Below are 16,348 nucleotides of genomic sequence, written 5' to 3'. Positions count from 1 at the left end.
GAGAGTGTAGGTTGCACAAACTAGAGAATGAAAAATGTGTGGAATAGGTTATTGCGAAGGCCCTCTAATGGAGACAATTAGAGGGTGTTTTTGCGTTTTATAAAGACCACACCACCATTGTGTACTAAATAGATACAAATGATTCTTCCCGCTGATACTGGTATGTGATATATCAGAATCACCTTACATATAGTATTGAACAGTTAATGATTGCAACCTATGAGGAATCATTGCAGCTAGAGAGTTTGACTGAAAATAGGCTGTTTGGAGAAGGAGTGGAGTCGGTTGAAATTCAGTTATGTCTCACATCTACAATGTCCTAAGTGTGATAAGGAGTACAGTGCAGGAGTAGAACATCAACTATGTTCGTGTGGTTCCCCTTTGCTCGTTAATTACGATTTGGAGGATTTACGCAACGTATTAAAACCTGACGATCTTATAAAAAGAAAACCAGACTTGTGGCGCTATAGGGAATTGCTTCCTGTACAACGTGAAGAAAATATCGTCACTCTAGGAGAGGGGATGACCCCGTTAATTTCAATGGAACGGTTGGGGGAAGACGTGGGGATATCGAATTTGCATATGAAAGATGAAGGGATTATTCCTACAGGGACATTTAAAGCAAGAGGCGCTGCAGTGGGCGTGTCAATGGCTAAAGAATTGAATATCCAGGAGCTTGCCATGCCGACCAATGGAAATGCTGGAGCTTCTTGGGCTCTCTATGCTGCACGTGGCGGGATTAAATCAACGATTGTCATGCCGGTGGATGCCCCGAAGATTACGAGAAATGAATGTGCGATTGCAGGCGCGAATCTCTACCTAGTAGATGGGTTAATCAGTGATGCGGGGAAAATTGTGGCGCAAACTGTACGCGACCAGGGATTGTTTGATGCTTCCACCCTGAAAGAACCTTATCGGATTGAAGGAAAGAAAACGATGGGGTATGAGATTGCGGAGCAGATGGGCTGGAAAGTACCTGATGTGATTTTATATCCGACGGGTGGCGGTGTCGGACTCATCGGAATCTATAAAGCATTAAAGGAACTGCAAACTCTTGAATGGATACCACAAGGTAAACTTCCTAGATTGGTCGCAGTTCAATCCGATGGATGTGCGCCAATCGTCAAGGCATGGAAAGAGGGTAAAAAAGAATCGGAGTTCTGGGAAGGCTCTGAAACAATAGCTTTTGGCATTAATGTACCGAAAGCGTTAGGAGACTTTTTAGTGCTGGAATCGCTATATGAAACAAATGGATGTGCTATCGCAATAGATGATGAAGCGATTTTGGAAGAACAAAAAAAGATTGCGGAATTGGAGGGTGCTTTTGTTTGTCCGGAAGGTGCTTCAGCATTCGTAGCAGCACGCCGTTTACGCGAGGAGAATTGGATTAAAGAGGACGACGTGGTTGTCGTGCTAAACACAGGTGCGGGAATAAAATATCCGGATACTGTCGATTTCGAGCTTCCTACTTTACAGCCGGGGGAGTTAATAAATAAAGAGGAATTTTTCATTGAAGAGTAGGGATTATGAAGATTACTAGTTCAGCCTATTAGGAGCGATCATGATTTTCATGATCAGCTAATCACAATTTGTAAACGCTTACAATAATATGCGGAAGGAGAGAAATGATGAGAATTAAAGGGAACTTATTAATGCAAATATTTATTGCTTTTGTAATTGCCATACTTCTAGGTGTTATTTTTGGGCAGTCCATCGAGGTCATCAAACCATTAGGTGATTTGTTTTTACGCCTCATTAAGTTCATTATCGCGCCACTTATTTTAGCTTCGTTAGTTGTGGGAGTTGCGAGTACAGGAGACCCGAAACAGTTAGGCCGGATTGGCGTTAAGACAATTTCTTATTACTTGGTGACGAGTGCGATTGCGGTTATGATCGGTTTAGCCTTTGCATATGTGATCTCGCCAGGTAAAGGCGTGAATGTGAGTGTGCCCGAGGTTGCGGCTGAGGTGAATGAAACGGGAGGGGTAATTGCTACTCTACTGAACATCATCCCAGATAACCCGTTTACAGCGTTAGCCTCAGGAAATATCTTGCAGATTATCTTCTTCGCGATATTCATCGGCCTAGCGATCACGTTGGTAGGCGAAAAAGCACAACCAGTTTACAAATTCTTTGAGGGCTTTGCAGAAATCATGTACAAAATAACAGGAATCGTTATGTGGGTTGCACCGATCGGAATTTTAGGTCTTGTTGCACCAGTCGTTGGGGAATATGGGATAGCCGTATTAATGCCACTTTTAAAAGTGATTTTAGCGGTCGCGATAGCCTGCATCGTCCATGTGATTTTCGTGTACTCGATGGCAGTTAAAAAGTTTGCGAAGATGAGTCCGATGAAGTTCTTTAAAGGAATGGCTCCAGCGGCTGTCGTCGCTTTCAGTACGTGCAGCAGCGCGGGAACATTGCCCGTCACGTTGAAAAACACGCAAGAGAATTTAGGTGTCTCGAAGAAGATAAGCAGCTTCGTGCTCCCACTTGGCGCGACTATAAATATGGATGGTACGGCGATCTATCAAGGGGTAGCTGTTGTATTCATTGCACAATTTTACGGGTTGGAGTTAACGTTTCTACAATTATTGACCGTAGTACTTACAGCCGTGTTAGCATCGATAGGTGCAGCTGGAGTTCCAGGCGCAGGTGTAATTATGCTGGCGATGGTGTTAACTTCCGTGAACATGCCGTTGGAAGGAATTGCATTGATTGCTGGAATCGATCGGATTCTAGACATGTTCCGCACAACTGTAAACATCCTAGGTGATGCTTCAGCTGCTGTTGTAGTTGCATCAACGGAAGATGAACTATGGGTAGATGAATCGAAAGAAGTACAGCAAAGCTGACCGGATGATTTCCATCAAGTTTTGTAAATAAATATTTTTTCAAATGCCCGCAAAGAGGAATTGTCAATTCCCCTTTGCGGGTGAATTGATCTCTGATATGGTAATGATGAAGTACACGACGAGTGAAGGGAAGATTGTATGAGAAAGACGAATGAAAGTTCTGAAGCAGATAACGCCAATCCAATTCGTAGTTTAGTTGTACGAGTCTTACCAGGGATAATGTTCTGTCTAATTGTTACCCTTGTAGGGATTTACGCAGCGGGTCTGATTGGCAAGTTGATTGTTGCACTGAATTTATTGCCAGAAGGAAGCGCAAGTCCGGTGTCTGGAATATTTGTCGCCATTATAATCGGGATCATTATCCGGAATACAGTAGGATTACATACGATTTTCATGGAGGGAGTAGCGTATTCCGTCAAATACGCATTGCGGGCTGGGATCATTTTACTCGGACTACGTTTAAGTCTGACGGAAGCGTTGAAGCTTGGTGCATGGGGGCTTCCACTAATTATTGCATGTATCACTTCGGGGTTGTTCGTCACCCTTTATTTCACGAAAAAAATGAATCAATCGAATCGTCTAGGGACGTTAATTGCTTGCGGGACAGGGATTTGCGGGGTCACTGCAATCATGGCTGTTTCTCCAGTGGTCAAAGCAAAAGATGATGAAATCTCCTACGCTGTCGCAAACATCACAATTTTTGGGTTGGTCGGCATGCTGTTGTATCCCTACTTGGCCAATCTCTTTTTTGCAGGAGACCCCATCAAAATAGGGTTATTTCTAGGGACAGCAATTCACGATACTGCACAGGTAACCGGTTCAGCACTTATTTATAGCCAAATGTTTGATATGCAAAAAGTAGTAGACGTCGCTACAGTTACGAAGCTTACACGGAATTTATTTATCATAGCTGTCATTCCACTCATCTCATACTTCTTCTTTAAGGGAGCGGGAAAAAATGAGGACGGTACGGAATACAGTATTCCAAAGTGGTATAAGTTAATCCCTGTATTCGTAATTGGGTTTTTGGCACTGGCATTGGTCAGAACGATTGGGGATTGGACGGCAGCGAATAGTGGATCAGCATTTGGCTTCCTGACTCTATCGATATGGGAAGGATTCTACAATTCCTGGAGTTCATTCGGATCGAAGTACATGCTAGGATTGGCGATGGCTGGCGTCGGATTATCTACGAATTTCAAAGTCTTTAAAGGATTGGGGATCAAACCGTTCTATATCGGATTAATTGCTGCTGTGTCAGTAGGTGCAGTTAGCTTGCTTCTGATTTCGTTCTTCGGTCATTTAATTGTTATCTGATAAATAGTAAATCAGGCATTTAGTTGATTGGTAGATAAGTACTTGGCATAAGAAAGAGCTGTCAGAGGACATTGAAGTAACAGATAAAGCCTAGGAATGTTGTAAACAATTCATTCTTGATCCCTAAAAATCCCCCTTCTATTAGGCAGAAGGGGGATTGATTTTATTCCAACGTCAATACTAACTTTCCGCGTGCATGGCGGGTTTGAGTTTTCTGAAGAGCTACGATTCCTTGTTCGAATGGGTAAGTTTGTTCAATGACGAGCTTGTATGTACCCGCAGCAATTTCTTGAATGAGCTGTTTGACTTCATTCTGAACATCTGCCTTATGAGGGACGAATGCAGCGGTGATGCCGCGTTCTGGCTCGATGCGATCGCCAGAAATTGTGATGACGGTGCCACCGTCTCTTACGACGTGCATACTCTCCGTTCCCGTTCCGGGCTGGATCGCTATGGCCGCATCGACGCCGTTAGGCATCCACTCGCGGATTTGATTTGCCCAATTCGGATCATTATAGTCTACGGTTTTATCAGCACCGAGCGATTTCATGTAGTCGTGGTTTTGAGGGGAAGCGGATCCTGCCACTTTCCTGCCACGCGTCTTGGCAAACTGGATTGCGAATGTACCGATTGCACCTGAAGCGCCGGCGATGAATACGGAATCGCCTTCTTTCAAATGGAGTGCAGTAAGCGCACGCAAAACGGTGTTGCCTGCGACTGGTACTGCAGCGGCTTCTGCAAAATCCATATTTGCAGGGATGGGTAAGATGAGAGAGTCTTGCTGAACCACTGCGTATTCAGCCCACGTGCCCCCTTTAGGTTGCATCATACTAACGAAAGCGATGCGATCACCTTTTTGATAGTCCGTTACTAGACTCCCGGTTTCTTCAACAACACCAGCGGCTTCGATTCCAATTGGATAGGGATAGTCAATTTCCTGAGGGAGAAAATAGGAGTCATTGATTCCGACGCCGACAGCTTTTACACGGACGAGCAATTCATCATCACTGAGGGTTGGAATCTCCACTTCTTCTAACGCGATATCATCTGGTGCGGCACTCCTTTTAACAAGTGCCTTCATAATAGGATGCAACTCCTTTTGAGATTTTAGTAAATTCAGTATATCATAACGTTATTGCTGAAGTAGTAATAGGGGATTGCAAGGTTATTTCCAATGAATCACTAAATCTCCCTGTTCTAAAAAAGGAGGAGTCGCAATGTACACGTATAAAGTCGTGACAATCAAGAGTAGCTGGAAGGGAACGCCTAAAGAGAACGAGGAGCAAGTTATGAATGAGAATGCTGCGAAAGGATGGCGGTTGCATTCAATCATACCGTTCTCCACAACTACAGGTGGTACAACGGATTTAAAACTTGTATTTGAAAGAGATTCCAAAATGTAATAGACATATGAATTTTGAGGAGCTTATCTGCTGGTTGGTAGATAAGCTTTTTATGTCTTTTTGAATAACATTTTTTGTTAACGCTTTACTAGGCTAAAATATCTCTTCCCTTTAACTGAATTATCTTGTATACTGCATAACATAGATTTTTGTAGATGTTCACAGAGAATTTATGGAGTGCGTTATGAGAGGTAAATTGATGGCGTTTTTGAAATCAGTTTAATCTGAAATTATAGGTGGATAATGAATCAGCGAGGTAGTGATTCAACTTCCAATAGGTGAAGGGGGAAGAACTAACATGCAGGATGGGAATGCGGCAATGGGATTATGGAAAGATTGGCGTTTACACGCAATTGTTTTAGCGATAGTAATCGTTACGGAATTGATCGGAACGTTTAGAATTAAAGTCGGCCCTGGGGTCGTGTTATTGCTTCCGATGTTGTACGCGCTCGGAATAGGAATTATTTTGTACTTTACACCGGCTGTGAAAGAACGTCAGTCGGTCAATGCGGAGCCAATTATTGTGCTAGGAGTTTCGTTGTTACTAGCGAAAATCGGAGTCATTATCGGTCCGTCGTTGCCAGAAGTAATTGCAGCAGGACCTGCACTTTTGCTTCAAGAACTCGGTCACCTTGTTACAATTTTAATTGCACTGCCTGTTGCGATTTGGCTTGGGATGAAACGCGAAGCAATCGGGATGACACACTCGATTGGACGTGAGCCGAACGTGGGCTTGATAATGGATAAATACGGAATGGGTTCGCCGGAAGGTCGCGGAGTCATGGCAATGTATATTTTCGGGACAGTTTTCGGTGCAGTGTTCTTAGGTTTGTTGTCAGGACTACTCGCGACAATTACACCACTCAGCCCACTATCGTTTGCTTTGGCTTCAGGAGTAGGAAGCGGAAGTATGATGGCTGCGGCAAGTGGGTCGCTAATCGCAGCTTTTCCGGATCTAGAGACACAAATCGTTGCGCTTTCAGGAGCGAGTAACTTACTCTCCTTATCAAGCGGTCTTTGGGTCAGTATCTTTATCGCACTGCCACTCACTGAAAAATTATATGGCTGGATGACTCGGAAGAAGGAGGGGTATTGATGCTGAAAAATATTCAAGAATGGGTATTGTTATTAGTTATAGTAGGCGTCAGTGGATTAATCGGAAACTGGATCGGTTACGATATCTTCCCACTTTCTGCACTTCCGGGTATGGCAATTCTAATTGGTATCTGCTTGGCAGGGTTCATCTTAAAAGAGATTATCCCTTTGAATTTCCCGAGTATCGCCTACATTTCCATCATTGGAGTGGTCGTGTCGATGCCATGGTTCCCAGGTTCTGATAAAGTTGTAGAATGGACAACCCAAGTTCAGTTGTTGGCGTTGACGACACCAATTCTAGCGTATGCTGGGATTGCCATCGGACGTTCATGGTCTGATTTCGTCAAGCTCGGCTGGCGTACGCTGATCGTCGCAAGCTTGGTCATGATCGGAACGTTCCTCGGTTCGGCAGTCATTGCGGAGATTATATTACGATTCCAAGGCATTATTTAAATGGAGGATAGAGATGACCCAGTCGCATTTGAGCGGCTGGGTCTTTTTTTTGCGTGCGGATGACGTTTTGATCACTTATAAGGTTTTCTCCATCACAACTCTAGGTTTCTCCGACACATAGTGAAGTTTCTCGATAACGAGAAACAATTCAATTGGTTATAAGGGATTAATTGATAGCGCTTTGATTGTTCAAGGATGGGCAATTCAACTACGCATAGTCAATTTCGTGTTCTCCTACACATGACGTTGAATGTCCGAAGTGGTAAGTGATTTCTCCATCAGGCGGGAGTGTTTCTCCATCACAACTCCAGGTTTCTCCGACACATAGTGAAGTTTCTCGATAACGAGAAACAATTCAATTGGTTATAAGGGATTAATTGGTGGCTCTTTGCTTTTTCAAGGATAGGCTATGCAGACTATCGTATGTATATGGGCTTTGGGGATTGGAGTATTAAAAATGGCCTTTCGTTTTATGATTAAAAAACGAATAAAAGTTGTTATTTTCTCTGGTAAATTAAAAATAAGTCAAATTCACATTTCGTTCAAAATGAAATACTTTTAGCCTATTGAAAAAACTTTTTAAACTATTTTTTCAGTAATTTAGATCTCTTGTAACCGTTATCATCACTAGGTTAAACGAATATTCCCTTTTATATCCATTGGTGGAAAACACAGAAATCGGTTTGTAATGAAAATTTAGGTGTGATACGGTTAATGATGTACTGGTAATTTGTTTTATGAAAATATCAAGGAGGAGAATAATGAAGAAATCGTTGGTTGGGTTTTTGGCAATCATGATGCTAGTCGTTTTAGCAGCATGTGGGAAAGAAGAAAGTGGAAGTAAGTTAGAAGATTTGAAGGAGAAAGGCGTTGTCAAAGTCGGCTTTGCCAATGAGAAACCGTATGCATATGAAGAAGATGGAGAATTGCAAGGAGCTGCGGTTGCTATTGCCAAAGCGGTCTTTGAAAACCTGGGGATAGACGAAGTCGACGGGAAGTTGTCGGAGTTCGGGAACTTGATTCCAGGATTGGGCGCAGGTAAGTTTGACGTCATTACAGCGGGAATGGCGATTACTCCGGACCGTTGTAAAAACGTAGCGTTTGGTGAACCGGAAATTAAATATGGTGAAGGATTGATCGTTGAAACGGGAAATCCGATGAACTTGAAAAGTTATAAAGATATTGCTGCGAACCCTGATGTAAAAGTTGCAGTGATGAGTGGTGCGACAGAGAAGGAATTCATGATTAAGGAAGGCGTCGCTGAAAGCCAAATCATGATGGTTCCGGACATTCCAGCATCATTTTCAGCTGTTGAATCAGGTCGTGCGGCTGTGACAACTGGAACAGAAATGACGATTAAAATGGCACTTGAATCTGCTAACATCGACAAGCTTGAGTTTGTAAATGAATTCGAACAGCCGGAAATCGAAGGTGTTCCTAGTTATGGAGCTGCAGCGTTCTTGAACGAAGACGATGAGCTACGTGAAGCATACAATGCGGAACTTAAAAAGATGAAGGAGAACGGCGAAATTGCAGCATTGATCGAACCGTTTGGCTTTACTGAAGAAATGAACACGGTCGATAACGACATTACGACTGAAAGTGTTTGTAGCGGTGAGAATTACTAAGAAAACGATCGGGTCACGCCGTGTTCGGCATGACCCTTTTCTTGGTTCTTCAACTTGTAAACTAGTAAAGATTATTAAATCGTACACAATGGAGTGGTGTTTGTGGGTTCTTTACCCGATATATTTTCTACCCTCGTGCAGGGCTTAAAAGTGACACTGCTGGTGCTCGTACTCTCGATTATCTGTAGTACGATCATTGCGCTTGTTGCAGGGCTGTCGCGCGTGTCAACGAATCGGTTAGTTACAGGGGTGACCGGTTTCTATGTTGAAATTTTTAGAGGAACGTCTTTGATAGTCCAATTGTTTTGGTTCTCCTATGCACTTCCGGGTCTATTTAATATCCATCTGGGAAGTGACATTTGGGTCGCGGTGCTCGCGATTTCATTAAACTACGGAGCATATATGTCTGAAATTGTCAGAGGGTCGATTCAAGCAGTTCCTGCGGGTCAGACGGAAGCTTCGATTGCACTGAACTTATCGAAGTTCCAACGCATGCGTCACATTATTATCCCTCAAGCAATTCGGATGATGCTCCCGGAATATGGCAACTACTTAATCCAAATATTAAAGGCGACCTCACTCGTTTCTTTGATTGGATTAACGGATTTGCTGTACTACGGAAATATTTACCGAAGCACACATTTATCGGATTCCCCAACAGTCTATTTGCTTCTCCTCGTGATGTACTTCGTGATTGCGTTGCCTCTCATTGCATTCACTAAAAAAATGGAGAGTATGTCGAAGAAAGGGGTGGCTCTCGGATGAATTGGAGTTGGACCGTATTTTTTGAGACCATTCCGCTTATTGCAAAAGGGCTTTGGATTACAGTGGGCTTAACGTTAGCGTGTTATTTGTTTGCAGCGGTATGTGGATTCTTTTGGGTGTTCATGAGCCGTATTCCATCGAAAATTGTGCGAAGTATTTTTGGATGGATTGCGGAGTTCATTCGCTCGACGCCGCCGCTTGTTCAATTGTTTTTCATATTTTACGCCTGGCCAGTAATTCCGGTAGTCGGCGTTTCGCTTAATCCGTTCGTTGCAGCGATTTTAGGTCTCGGAATTCATTTCAGCACGTACATGTCTGAAGTGTACCGATCCGGAATTGAATCTGTGGATAAAGGGCAATGGGAAGCTTCGACTGCGCTGAATTTATCCACAAGACAAAAGTGGACGAAAATTATTCTTCCTCAAGCAATTCCCCCAACGATTCCGATGCTTGGGAATTATTTAATTATCATGTTTAAAGAAGTTCCACTAGCGTCAACGATCGGTGTTGTAGCGATGCTTCATATTGCGAATGACTATGGCTCACAATACTACAAGTTCGTGGAGCCACTAACGGTTGTAGCGTTGTTCTTCCTGTTGTTGAGCTATCCATCAGCGATATTGATCAGCAAATTAGAGAAGAAATATAACCGTAAGTTTGATAAAAAGGCAGTGACTTCTTAAGCGATTGAGAGCCAATATGTTGTTGAAAAAGGAGATTTCGAATGGATGAACCAATAGTGAAATATACAGATGTCCATAAATCATTTGGGGATATCGAAGTGCTAAAAGGAATAGATTTGGACATTCAGCCTGCGGAAAAAGTGGCGTTGATTGGACCAAGTGGTTCCGGAAAAACGACGATTATCCGAATGCTTATGACGCTCGAAGAACCAACGATGGGCGTGATTGATGTAGGTGGAAGAAACCTTTGGCAAATGGAGAAAAAAGGTGAATGGGTGAGAGCGGATGATCCCCATTTGCATTCTATTCGTGGAGATATCGGAATGGTATTTCAACATTTCAACCTGTTCCCACACATGACCATACTGGAGAATTGTATGCTAGCACCAGTCCTTGTGAAAAATGAAAGTAAGAAAGAAGTGAAAGCGACGGCTGTCGAAATGCTGGAGAAGGTTGGTTTGGGAGATAAAATCGATCTGTATCCTGCTCAACTTTCAGGTGGCCAAAAGCAACGTGTTGCCATGGCACGGGCGCTCATGATGAGACCGAAAGTCATGCTGTTTGATGAAGTGACGTCGGCTCTTGACCCTGAGCTTGTCGGTGAAGTGCTTGAAGTCATCCGTGATCTCGCGAAAGAAGGCGAAATGGCGATGATTCTCGTTACGCACGAAATGGATTTCGCGCTCGATATCGCGGATCGCGTCGTCTTTTTGAACGACGGTGTGATTGAGGAAGAGGGTCATCCAGAAGACATTTTAGTGAACCCGAAAAGTGAGCGGCTGCAAGATTTCTTAAGTCGCTTTACGGTGAATCGATAATATTATATAGAAGAGACCTGTTTCGCATTGGCGAGATGGGTCTTTTTTGCGTTGTTAATCACTCATGATTATTTCTTCATCACATAAGGGGCTTTGTCCATCACTCGTAAGGTTTTCTCTATCACATTACTAGATTTCTCCGACACTCAGCAAAGTTTCTCGATAACGAGACACAATTCAACCAATGTAATGGGTTAATTGGTAGCGCTGCGCTTGATTTTAATGACATAATGCCTGCTGAAAAGAGAATCGGCAAAATGACAGCGGTTATCGGCAGTTTCGGGCGAAGAATCGGAAATATGACGAGTGGAATCGGCATTACTAAGCGAAGAATCGGCAACATGGGAAAAATAATCGGAAACAAGACACAATTTCGTGCGCCAAGAGAGAAAATCCATCTCCTTAATCATAAAAAAGCACCCGACCTCTACTTATACAGGTCGGGTTTACCAGTTCAAATCATCATCGCTCAAGACAAACGTCTAGTCACTGAAAAGTTCACGTTTAGCGAAAAGCATAGAACTGAACGAAATAATGAGTGAAATGAGGAAGCTCCACCAAATCGTCAAAAGAGGACCGCTCACTAAAGGTGATATATGAACGGCAATGGCAGCGATGGGGGCTGCGTAAGGGAGCAGTCGAGATATTTTTCGTTTAGATAGTACGATGATCAGCATGACTGGAACGAGTGCTGCGTACAGGGTTCCGAAGAAGAATAGGAACTGTAGGGCATCGAAGTTGTAGAAGTGTGCGAGTATGAGCAACACGAACAAAATCAGTGCAGAGAATTGATAGGAAGCTTTATGTAACTGTTTATCACTCATGTCAGGTCGAATCTTATGTTGGATATTGCGCACGAAGTGAACCGTTGTTGCGTGAAGTTCGGCGTTCATCGTGCTTGAGATGGTGCTGAAGCAGAAAAGGAAAAAGATGGCCGATAGGAATAATGGTTTAATCTTCTTAACGAGCTCGAATAATAGCGAGTACGTTTCTGCAAAGGATTGGTCGTAGATGACAATCATCAGCATTCCACCAAGAGCTAGTGGAATTGTACACCAGATTAGTGCTGTTAAATAAAAGCTCATTCGAACTTTTTTTATGTCGATCAGATAGAGGCGTTGCCAAGTTGCGCGGTCAGATATCATTTGGCCGAAACCGATGAGCATAGCGGTTGCTGCGAAGTAAAAGGCTTCCTGATTGTTTGTGAACAGGAGGTAAGGATGCAGAAGCCGTATACCTTGATAGATATTAGTCGCACCTTCACCTATAAAGAAAAACATCGGGATAAAAATAATTGCACTAAAGATAAAGATAAGTGCTGGACCTTCAAGTCTGTGAATCCATTTCATGCCGCCTATTCCTGCGAAAAGAAAGGTATATAAGAAAAAGAAGAGTAAGGAGATCCAGACGGGAACCCCAAGCAATAATTCGAAAAGTACGGAAGCCCCAATCGCCTGCATGAAGAGCGAGTCTAATCCGAGAAATAGAACGATAGCAGACAAAATGTAGTAGCCGTCCTTATGGAGCCGGACTTGAAACAAATCTCCGATAGTTCGTAAATTAGGATAGGACGTACGAATTCGAAGCGAGATCATTCCGAATAAAAGGAGAGCAACAGCCCCCATGAATGAATACCCAATACTCCCGACTAAACCGTATTTAATGAGTGCTTCAGGAGAAGACAAAATTGTATTTGCGGTAATCCAACGGGCGAGTAAAGAGATAATTGCAGTTGAAATGCCAAGAGTGATCGCACCTGTCATATAGTAATTATAGTTTTTCATACAGGACTAGCCTCTGAGTCATTCATAATTTGTAGTCTATAGGCAGTCGGCGTCATGCCGAAGTTTTTTCGAAACAATGAGCTGAAGTAATGTTGGCTATTGAAACCCGTATTGTCGGCAACCGTGGAAATGCTGGCTTCTGTGTCGTTGATTAACATCCGTTTTGCCATTTCTAGCCGATAGGAATTCAGATAATCTGCGAAGCCAACGTCCATTTCCTCGAGAAACTTTCGGCTCAAGTACGTAGGGCTAAGATGGATCTTTGCTGCTACTGCTGATAAAGGAAGCTTTTCAGCATAGCATTCGTGGATAACGTGTAATGCTTTTTGGATGGAGTCTGACTTTGCATTCCATTTTTCGTACTTTTGCAGTGTTTGGATAAGTTCCGATTCAATGACAGGCTTTGTAATGTAGTCGTTTACACCAATTCGAATCGATTGTTGTGCATAGTCGAACGATTGAAAAGCAGTGACCATGATAATGTCCAAGTCGTACAATTGTTTCAGTTCCATACCGAGAGTTAAACCGTCTTTTCCGGGCATTTGAATATCTAAAAATGCTACGGAGATTTTTTGAGTTTTCGCTAGTATTAGTGCTGTTGCAGCATCAGTTGCTTTTAAGAATGTCCAATAAGGGAAGTGAGGTTTCATTAAATACTCGAGTTGCTCGAGCTCTAGTGGTTCGTCGTCGACTAGTAAAATGTACATTAGCTCACTCCTTTCTAGACTATAGGTTTTTCTCGAAATGGGATTATTATTTTTGCACATGCTTCCTCGCCGATATACGACATTGTAAATGAGGTGGATTCATCAGGAAACAATAGAGTAAGCCTTTCTCGTATGTTGGCGACTCCTAGTCCATCTTCTCGGGTAAAGTCTTCCTTTTTCTTTGAGGAATGCTGGAGATGCGTATTCCACACTTCTATGTGGATCAAATTGTCTTGAAGAAAAATGATGATTTTAAGGGTTGCTGGACCCGGAAATTTTTCGAAAGCGTGCTTGAACGTATTTTCAACCATTGTTTGGAGAACGAATGGAGGAATGTACGCTAGCTTTGCTTCCTCTTCAATTGTTTGATGAGTTTGTACTCGTTTTCCAAAACGCAATCGCTGAATATCGAGATAACTATTGGTGTATGCCAATTCGTCCATGAGCGGGACGAGCATTTCGTTCGTTTGATAATTATATCTCATGAATTTCGACATCACTTCCAAGCTAGTAATCAGTTCTTGTTTTCGATCTAATCGTGCCAAGCTTAGCATGGTATTCAGCGTGTTGAAGAAGAAATGGGGTTTAATGCGCTGATTGAGCTGATAGTATTGGGCATATTGCAATTCCTTTTCCAGTTTGGATTTACTCGCAACGTTCTGAAGGAAGTCAAAGCGACTTTCGAAGATCATGATGAATGCAAGTGTAAAAGCCCCTGCTAGAGGGGCGAGTATACATAATAATACATATAACGAAAAGGAGTCGATGGACATCATGGGCATAACCTCCAGCGAGAAAAGGATTGTTCTAATTTTAGCAGATGTGTCAACTGCTGAGTAAATTTTCTGCGAAATGACAAGCTACTTGATGAGTTTCCGTCAGTGGACGTAGCAGAGGCTCGTCAGTTTTACATAAATCCGTTGCAAAGGGACACCGTGTATGGAAGCGACAACCAGTTGGTGGATTGATCGGAGAAGGAACGTCTCCTTTTAAAATGATTCTATTCCTTTTATGCTGCTCATCAATGGATGGAATGGCTGACAAGAGTGCTTTTGTATATGGATGGCTAGGTGAATCGAAAAGAGAGTCTTTATCTGCAATTTCCACGATTTTTCCTAAGTACATTACGATAACGCGGTCTGAAATATGTCGGACAACACTTAAATCATGAGAGATGAATAGGAACGTTAAATCGAGATCGCGCTGCATACTTTTGAGCAGATTAATGATTTGAGCTTGAATGGAAACGTCTAAAGCAGATACCGCTTCGTCGCAAATAATCACTTTAGGATTCACACAAAGCGCTCTCGCGATACCGATTCGTTGTCGCTGTCCTCCTGAAAACTCATGAGGATACCGTTCTAAGTATTCAGGTCGAAGCCCTACGAGTGACATCAGTTCAAGAAGTCGACCCTCCATTTGTTCTTTCGGCATCACTTTTTGAATCGTCATTGCTTCCTGCAGCATCTTTCGGATCGTTTGTCGTGGGTTCAAAGAAGCGTAAGGGTCTTGAAAGATGACTTGAATGTCGCCACGAATATCACGTAATGCTTTCTTATTGAGTGTGGTCATTGGAGTACCATTGAACATGACTTCGCCTTCAGTCGGTTCGTCGAGTCGTAATATGGAACGTCCGGTAGTTGACTTTCCGCACCCTGATTCTCCGACGATGCTCAATGTTTCTCCTGGATATAAGTTGAAAGAAATGTCATCGACTGCTTTCACAGTTTGTTTCGGTGAAAAGAGTGATTCTTTTTTGAGAGGGAAGTATTGCTTTAAATGATCAACCTGTAAAATTGGCGCTTTTTTCGTTACGGACATACCAGTTCCCCCTCCTGTCGAATTGAATTCCACTTTTCTGTATGCATGAAGCAGCGTACTTTTGTGTTTTCGTTTTCAGTCTCTAATAACTCTGGAGCTTCTTCCCGGCAGATTTCTTTTGCGTGTGGGCAACGATCTGCAAAACGGCAACCGATTGGATAATCATATGGTGAGGGAACGGATCCTTCTATGGTCTGCAGTACTTCCTGATTTTCGTGAATGTTCGGAAGTGATTTGAGTAATCCTTGCGTATACGGATGTAAAGGCGTTTTAAATAGATCTTTTGCATTGCGGTGTTCGACCACTTGGCCTGCATACATAACGGCTACTTGGTCACACACTTCAGCCACAACTCCTAAATCGTGCGTGATGAAGATGATACTCATCCCGATTTGTCGTTGTAAGTCTTTCATCAACTCCAAGATTTGAGCTTGAATCGTTACATCTAACGCAGTTGTTGGTTCGTCCGCTATGAGTACTTCTGGGGTACATGCGAGTGCCATTGCAATCATAACTCGTTGTCTCATACCACCACTTAACTGAAAAGGTTCTTGTTTTGCACGCTTTTCTGGAGAGGGAAGCCCGACTAGTTCCAACAAATCTACAGCTTTTTGCCAGGCTTTCTTCCGAGGGAGACGTTGATGTAAGCGTATCGTTTCTGCGATTTGCTCACCCACGGGAATAATTGGATTTAAGCTAGTCATCGGTTCTTGAAAAATCATGGACAACTGATTGCCCCGAACTTTGCGTAATTCTTCCTCCTTCATCTTTACGATGTCTTTGTTGTTGAGCAGGATTTCTCCTGCAACGATTTTTCCAGGAGGTGAAGGAATGAGCCGTAACAGGGAGAGGGATGTTATTGACTTCCCACATCCTGATTCTCCTACAATTCCTAGTGTTTCTCCTTTATGAAGTGTGAAATCCACTCCATCCACCGCTTTTGCGATACCTTTTGAAGTTGTAAAATGTGTTTTCAAATTCTTTACTTGTAAAACGACTTCTTTACTCATTGTCAATCC

General features: G+C 42.9%; 17 protein-coding genes. 11 read left to right on the top strand and 6 right to left on the bottom strand.

The annotated features are described in order from the left end of the window. The first annotated feature begins 285 nt into the window (after positions 1-285). The 3 genes from RL70_RS05910 (at position 286) to RL70_RS05900 (ending at position 4,172) form a co-directional block, all read left to right on the top strand. Positions 286-1,521: a threonine synthase gene (locus RL70_RS05910; RefSeq protein ID WP_039042492.1), complete on the top strand. Its 1,236-nt coding sequence runs from the start codon at positions 286-288 to the stop codon at positions 1,519-1,521. 107 nt (positions 1,522-1,628) lie between these two features. Further along, complete coding sequence (locus tag RL70_RS05905) at positions 1,629-2,855, top strand: dicarboxylate/amino acid:cation symporter (protein ID WP_156137926.1); 1,227 nt, start codon at positions 1,629-1,631, stop codon at positions 2,853-2,855. A 138-nt stretch (positions 2,856-2,993) separates the two neighbouring features. Beyond that, entirely contained in the window at positions 2,994-4,172 is a 1,179-nt protein-coding gene (locus tag RL70_RS05900; RefSeq protein ID WP_052245802.1) for a YeiH family protein, read from the top strand. A 163-nt stretch (positions 4,173-4,335) separates the two neighbouring features. On the opposite strand, the gene RL70_RS05895 is transcribed toward RL70_RS05900, so the two are convergent. After that, positions 4,336-5,253, bottom strand: coding sequence for an NADP-dependent oxidoreductase (locus tag RL70_RS05895; RefSeq protein WP_039042490.1), 918 nt, complete (start codon positions 5,251-5,253; stop codon positions 4,336-4,338). Positions 5,254-5,389: 136 nt separating this feature from the next. Here RL70_RS05895 and RL70_RS05890 point away from each other — a divergent pair, with 136 nt between their 5' ends. From RL70_RS05890 to RL70_RS17810, 8 genes are all read left to right on the top strand, one after another. Continuing rightward, positions 5,390-5,575, top strand: coding sequence for a DUF4177 domain-containing protein (locus RL70_RS05890; protein WP_039042489.1), 186 nt, complete (start codon positions 5,390-5,392; stop codon positions 5,573-5,575). A 298-nt stretch (positions 5,576-5,873) separates the two neighbouring features. Next, the gene (locus RL70_RS05885) at positions 5,874-6,671 is read left to right on the top strand and encodes a DUF3100 domain-containing protein (protein WP_082003332.1); all 798 of its coding nucleotides are present in this window, start codon (positions 5,874-5,876) and stop codon (positions 6,669-6,671) included. Beyond that, positions 6,671-7,123, top strand: coding sequence for a hypothetical protein (locus tag RL70_RS05880; protein ID WP_039042488.1), 453 nt, complete (start codon positions 6,671-6,673; stop codon positions 7,121-7,123). The genes RL70_RS05885 and RL70_RS05880 overlap by 1 nt, the downstream gene beginning before the upstream one ends. A gap of 761 nt (positions 7,124-7,884) precedes the next feature. Beyond that, the gene (gene ehuB, locus RL70_RS05875; RefSeq protein ID WP_039042487.1) at positions 7,885-8,751 is read left to right on the top strand and encodes an ectoine/hydroxyectoine ABC transporter substrate-binding protein EhuB; all 867 of its coding nucleotides are present in this window, start codon (positions 7,885-7,887) and stop codon (positions 8,749-8,751) included. A gap of 102 nt (positions 8,752-8,853) precedes the next feature. Further along, positions 8,854-9,516: an amino acid ABC transporter permease gene (locus RL70_RS05870; RefSeq protein WP_039042486.1), complete on the top strand. Its 663-nt coding sequence runs from the start codon at positions 8,854-8,856 to the stop codon at positions 9,514-9,516. Then, the gene (gene ehuD / locus RL70_RS05865; protein ID WP_039042485.1) at positions 9,513-10,199 is read left to right on the top strand and encodes an ectoine/hydroxyectoine ABC transporter permease subunit EhuD; all 687 of its coding nucleotides are present in this window, start codon (positions 9,513-9,515) and stop codon (positions 10,197-10,199) included. Before RL70_RS05870 ends, ehuD begins: the two co-directional genes overlap by 4 nt. A gap of 41 nt (positions 10,200-10,240) precedes the next feature. Beyond that, entirely contained in the window at positions 10,241-11,017 is a 777-nt protein-coding gene (gene ehuA, locus RL70_RS05860) for an ectoine/hydroxyectoine ABC transporter ATP-binding protein EhuA (RefSeq protein ID WP_039042484.1), read from the top strand. A gap of 257 nt (positions 11,018-11,274) precedes the next feature. Then, positions 11,275-11,559, top strand: a complete 285-nt coding sequence (locus tag RL70_RS17810; protein ID WP_156137917.1) for a hypothetical protein — start codon at positions 11,275-11,277, stop codon at positions 11,557-11,559. Here the strand turns inward: RL70_RS17810 and RL70_RS05855 are convergent. From RL70_RS05855 to RL70_RS05835, 5 genes are read right to left on the bottom strand one after another with little or no spacing between them, the layout of a single operon-like run. Further along, a complete protein-coding gene (locus RL70_RS05855; protein WP_052245801.1) occupies positions 11,500-12,801 on the bottom strand; it encodes a hypothetical protein in 1,302 nt (433 codons plus the stop codon). The genes RL70_RS17810 and RL70_RS05855 overlap by 60 nt on opposite strands. Further along, the gene (locus RL70_RS05850) at positions 12,798-13,508 is read right to left on the bottom strand and encodes a helix-turn-helix domain-containing protein (RefSeq protein WP_039042483.1); all 711 of its coding nucleotides are present in this window, start codon (positions 13,506-13,508) and stop codon (positions 12,798-12,800) included. Before RL70_RS05850 ends, RL70_RS05855 begins: the two co-directional genes overlap by 4 nt. Before the next feature lie 14 nt (positions 13,509-13,522). Then, complete coding sequence (locus RL70_RS05845) at positions 13,523-14,284, bottom strand: sensor histidine kinase (RefSeq protein ID WP_052245800.1); 762 nt, start codon at positions 14,282-14,284, stop codon at positions 13,523-13,525. Between the two features lie 49 nt (positions 14,285-14,333). Next, positions 14,334-15,329 carry an ABC transporter ATP-binding protein gene (locus RL70_RS05840; RefSeq protein WP_039042482.1) on the bottom strand — a complete coding sequence of 332 codons (996 nt, stop codon included), beginning with the start codon at positions 15,327-15,329 and terminating at the stop codon, positions 14,334-14,336. Beyond that, positions 15,320-16,339 (bottom strand): ABC transporter ATP-binding protein, encoded by a 1,020-nt coding sequence (locus tag RL70_RS05835; RefSeq protein ID WP_039042481.1) that lies wholly within the window; start codon positions 16,337-16,339, stop codon positions 15,320-15,322. Before RL70_RS05835 ends, RL70_RS05840 begins: the two co-directional genes overlap by 10 nt. Positions 16,340-16,348: the final 9 nt, after the last annotated feature.

Source organism: Sporosarcina sp. ZBG7A, from assembly GCF_000813425.1.
Taxonomy (GTDB): domain Bacteria; phylum Bacillota; class Bacilli; order Bacillales_A; family Planococcaceae; genus Sporosarcina.
The sequence above is the reverse complement of the archived record's forward strand: the minus strand, read 5'-3'. Positions and strand labels throughout refer to the sequence as shown.

Coding starts and splice junctions, on each gene's coding strand:
- RL70_RS05905 (WP_156137926.1), top strand. CDS start 1,629: ATGAGAATTAAAGGGAACTTATTAATGCAAATATTTATTGCTTTTGTA.
- RL70_RS05900 (WP_052245802.1), top strand. CDS start 2,994: ATGAGAAAGACGAATGAAAGTTCTGAAGCAGATAACGCCAATCCAATT.
- RL70_RS05895 (WP_039042490.1), bottom strand. CDS start 5,253: ATGAAGGCACTTGTTAAAAGGAGTGCCGCACCAGATGATATCGCGTTA.
- RL70_RS05890 (WP_039042489.1), top strand. CDS start 5,390: ATGTACACGTATAAAGTCGTGACAATCAAGAGTAGCTGGAAGGGAACG.
- RL70_RS05885 (WP_082003332.1), top strand. CDS start 5,874: ATGCAGGATGGGAATGCGGCAATGGGATTATGGAAAGATTGGCGTTTA.
- RL70_RS05880 (WP_039042488.1), top strand. CDS start 6,671: ATGCTGAAAAATATTCAAGAATGGGTATTGTTATTAGTTATAGTAGGC.
- ehuB (WP_039042487.1), top strand. CDS start 7,885: ATGAAGAAATCGTTGGTTGGGTTTTTGGCAATCATGATGCTAGTCGTT.
- ehuD (WP_039042485.1), top strand. CDS start 9,513: ATGAATTGGAGTTGGACCGTATTTTTTGAGACCATTCCGCTTATTGCA.
- ehuA (WP_039042484.1), top strand. CDS start 10,241: ATGGATGAACCAATAGTGAAATATACAGATGTCCATAAATCATTTGGG.
- RL70_RS17810 (WP_156137917.1), top strand. CDS start 11,275: ATGACAGCGGTTATCGGCAGTTTCGGGCGAAGAATCGGAAATATGACG.
- RL70_RS05855 (WP_052245801.1), bottom strand. CDS start 12,801: ATGAAAAACTATAATTACTATATGACAGGTGCGATCACTCTTGGCATT.
- RL70_RS05850 (WP_039042483.1), bottom strand. CDS start 13,508: ATGTACATTTTACTAGTCGACGACGAACCACTAGAGCTCGAGCAACTC.
- RL70_RS05845 (WP_052245800.1), bottom strand. CDS start 14,284: ATGATGTCCATCGACTCCTTTTCGTTATATGTATTATTATGTATACTC.
- RL70_RS05840 (WP_039042482.1), bottom strand. CDS start 15,329: ATGTCCGTAACGAAAAAAGCGCCAATTTTACAGGTTGATCATTTAAAG.
- RL70_RS05835 (WP_039042481.1), bottom strand. CDS start 16,339: ATGAGTAAAGAAGTCGTTTTACAAGTAAAGAATTTGAAAACACATTTT.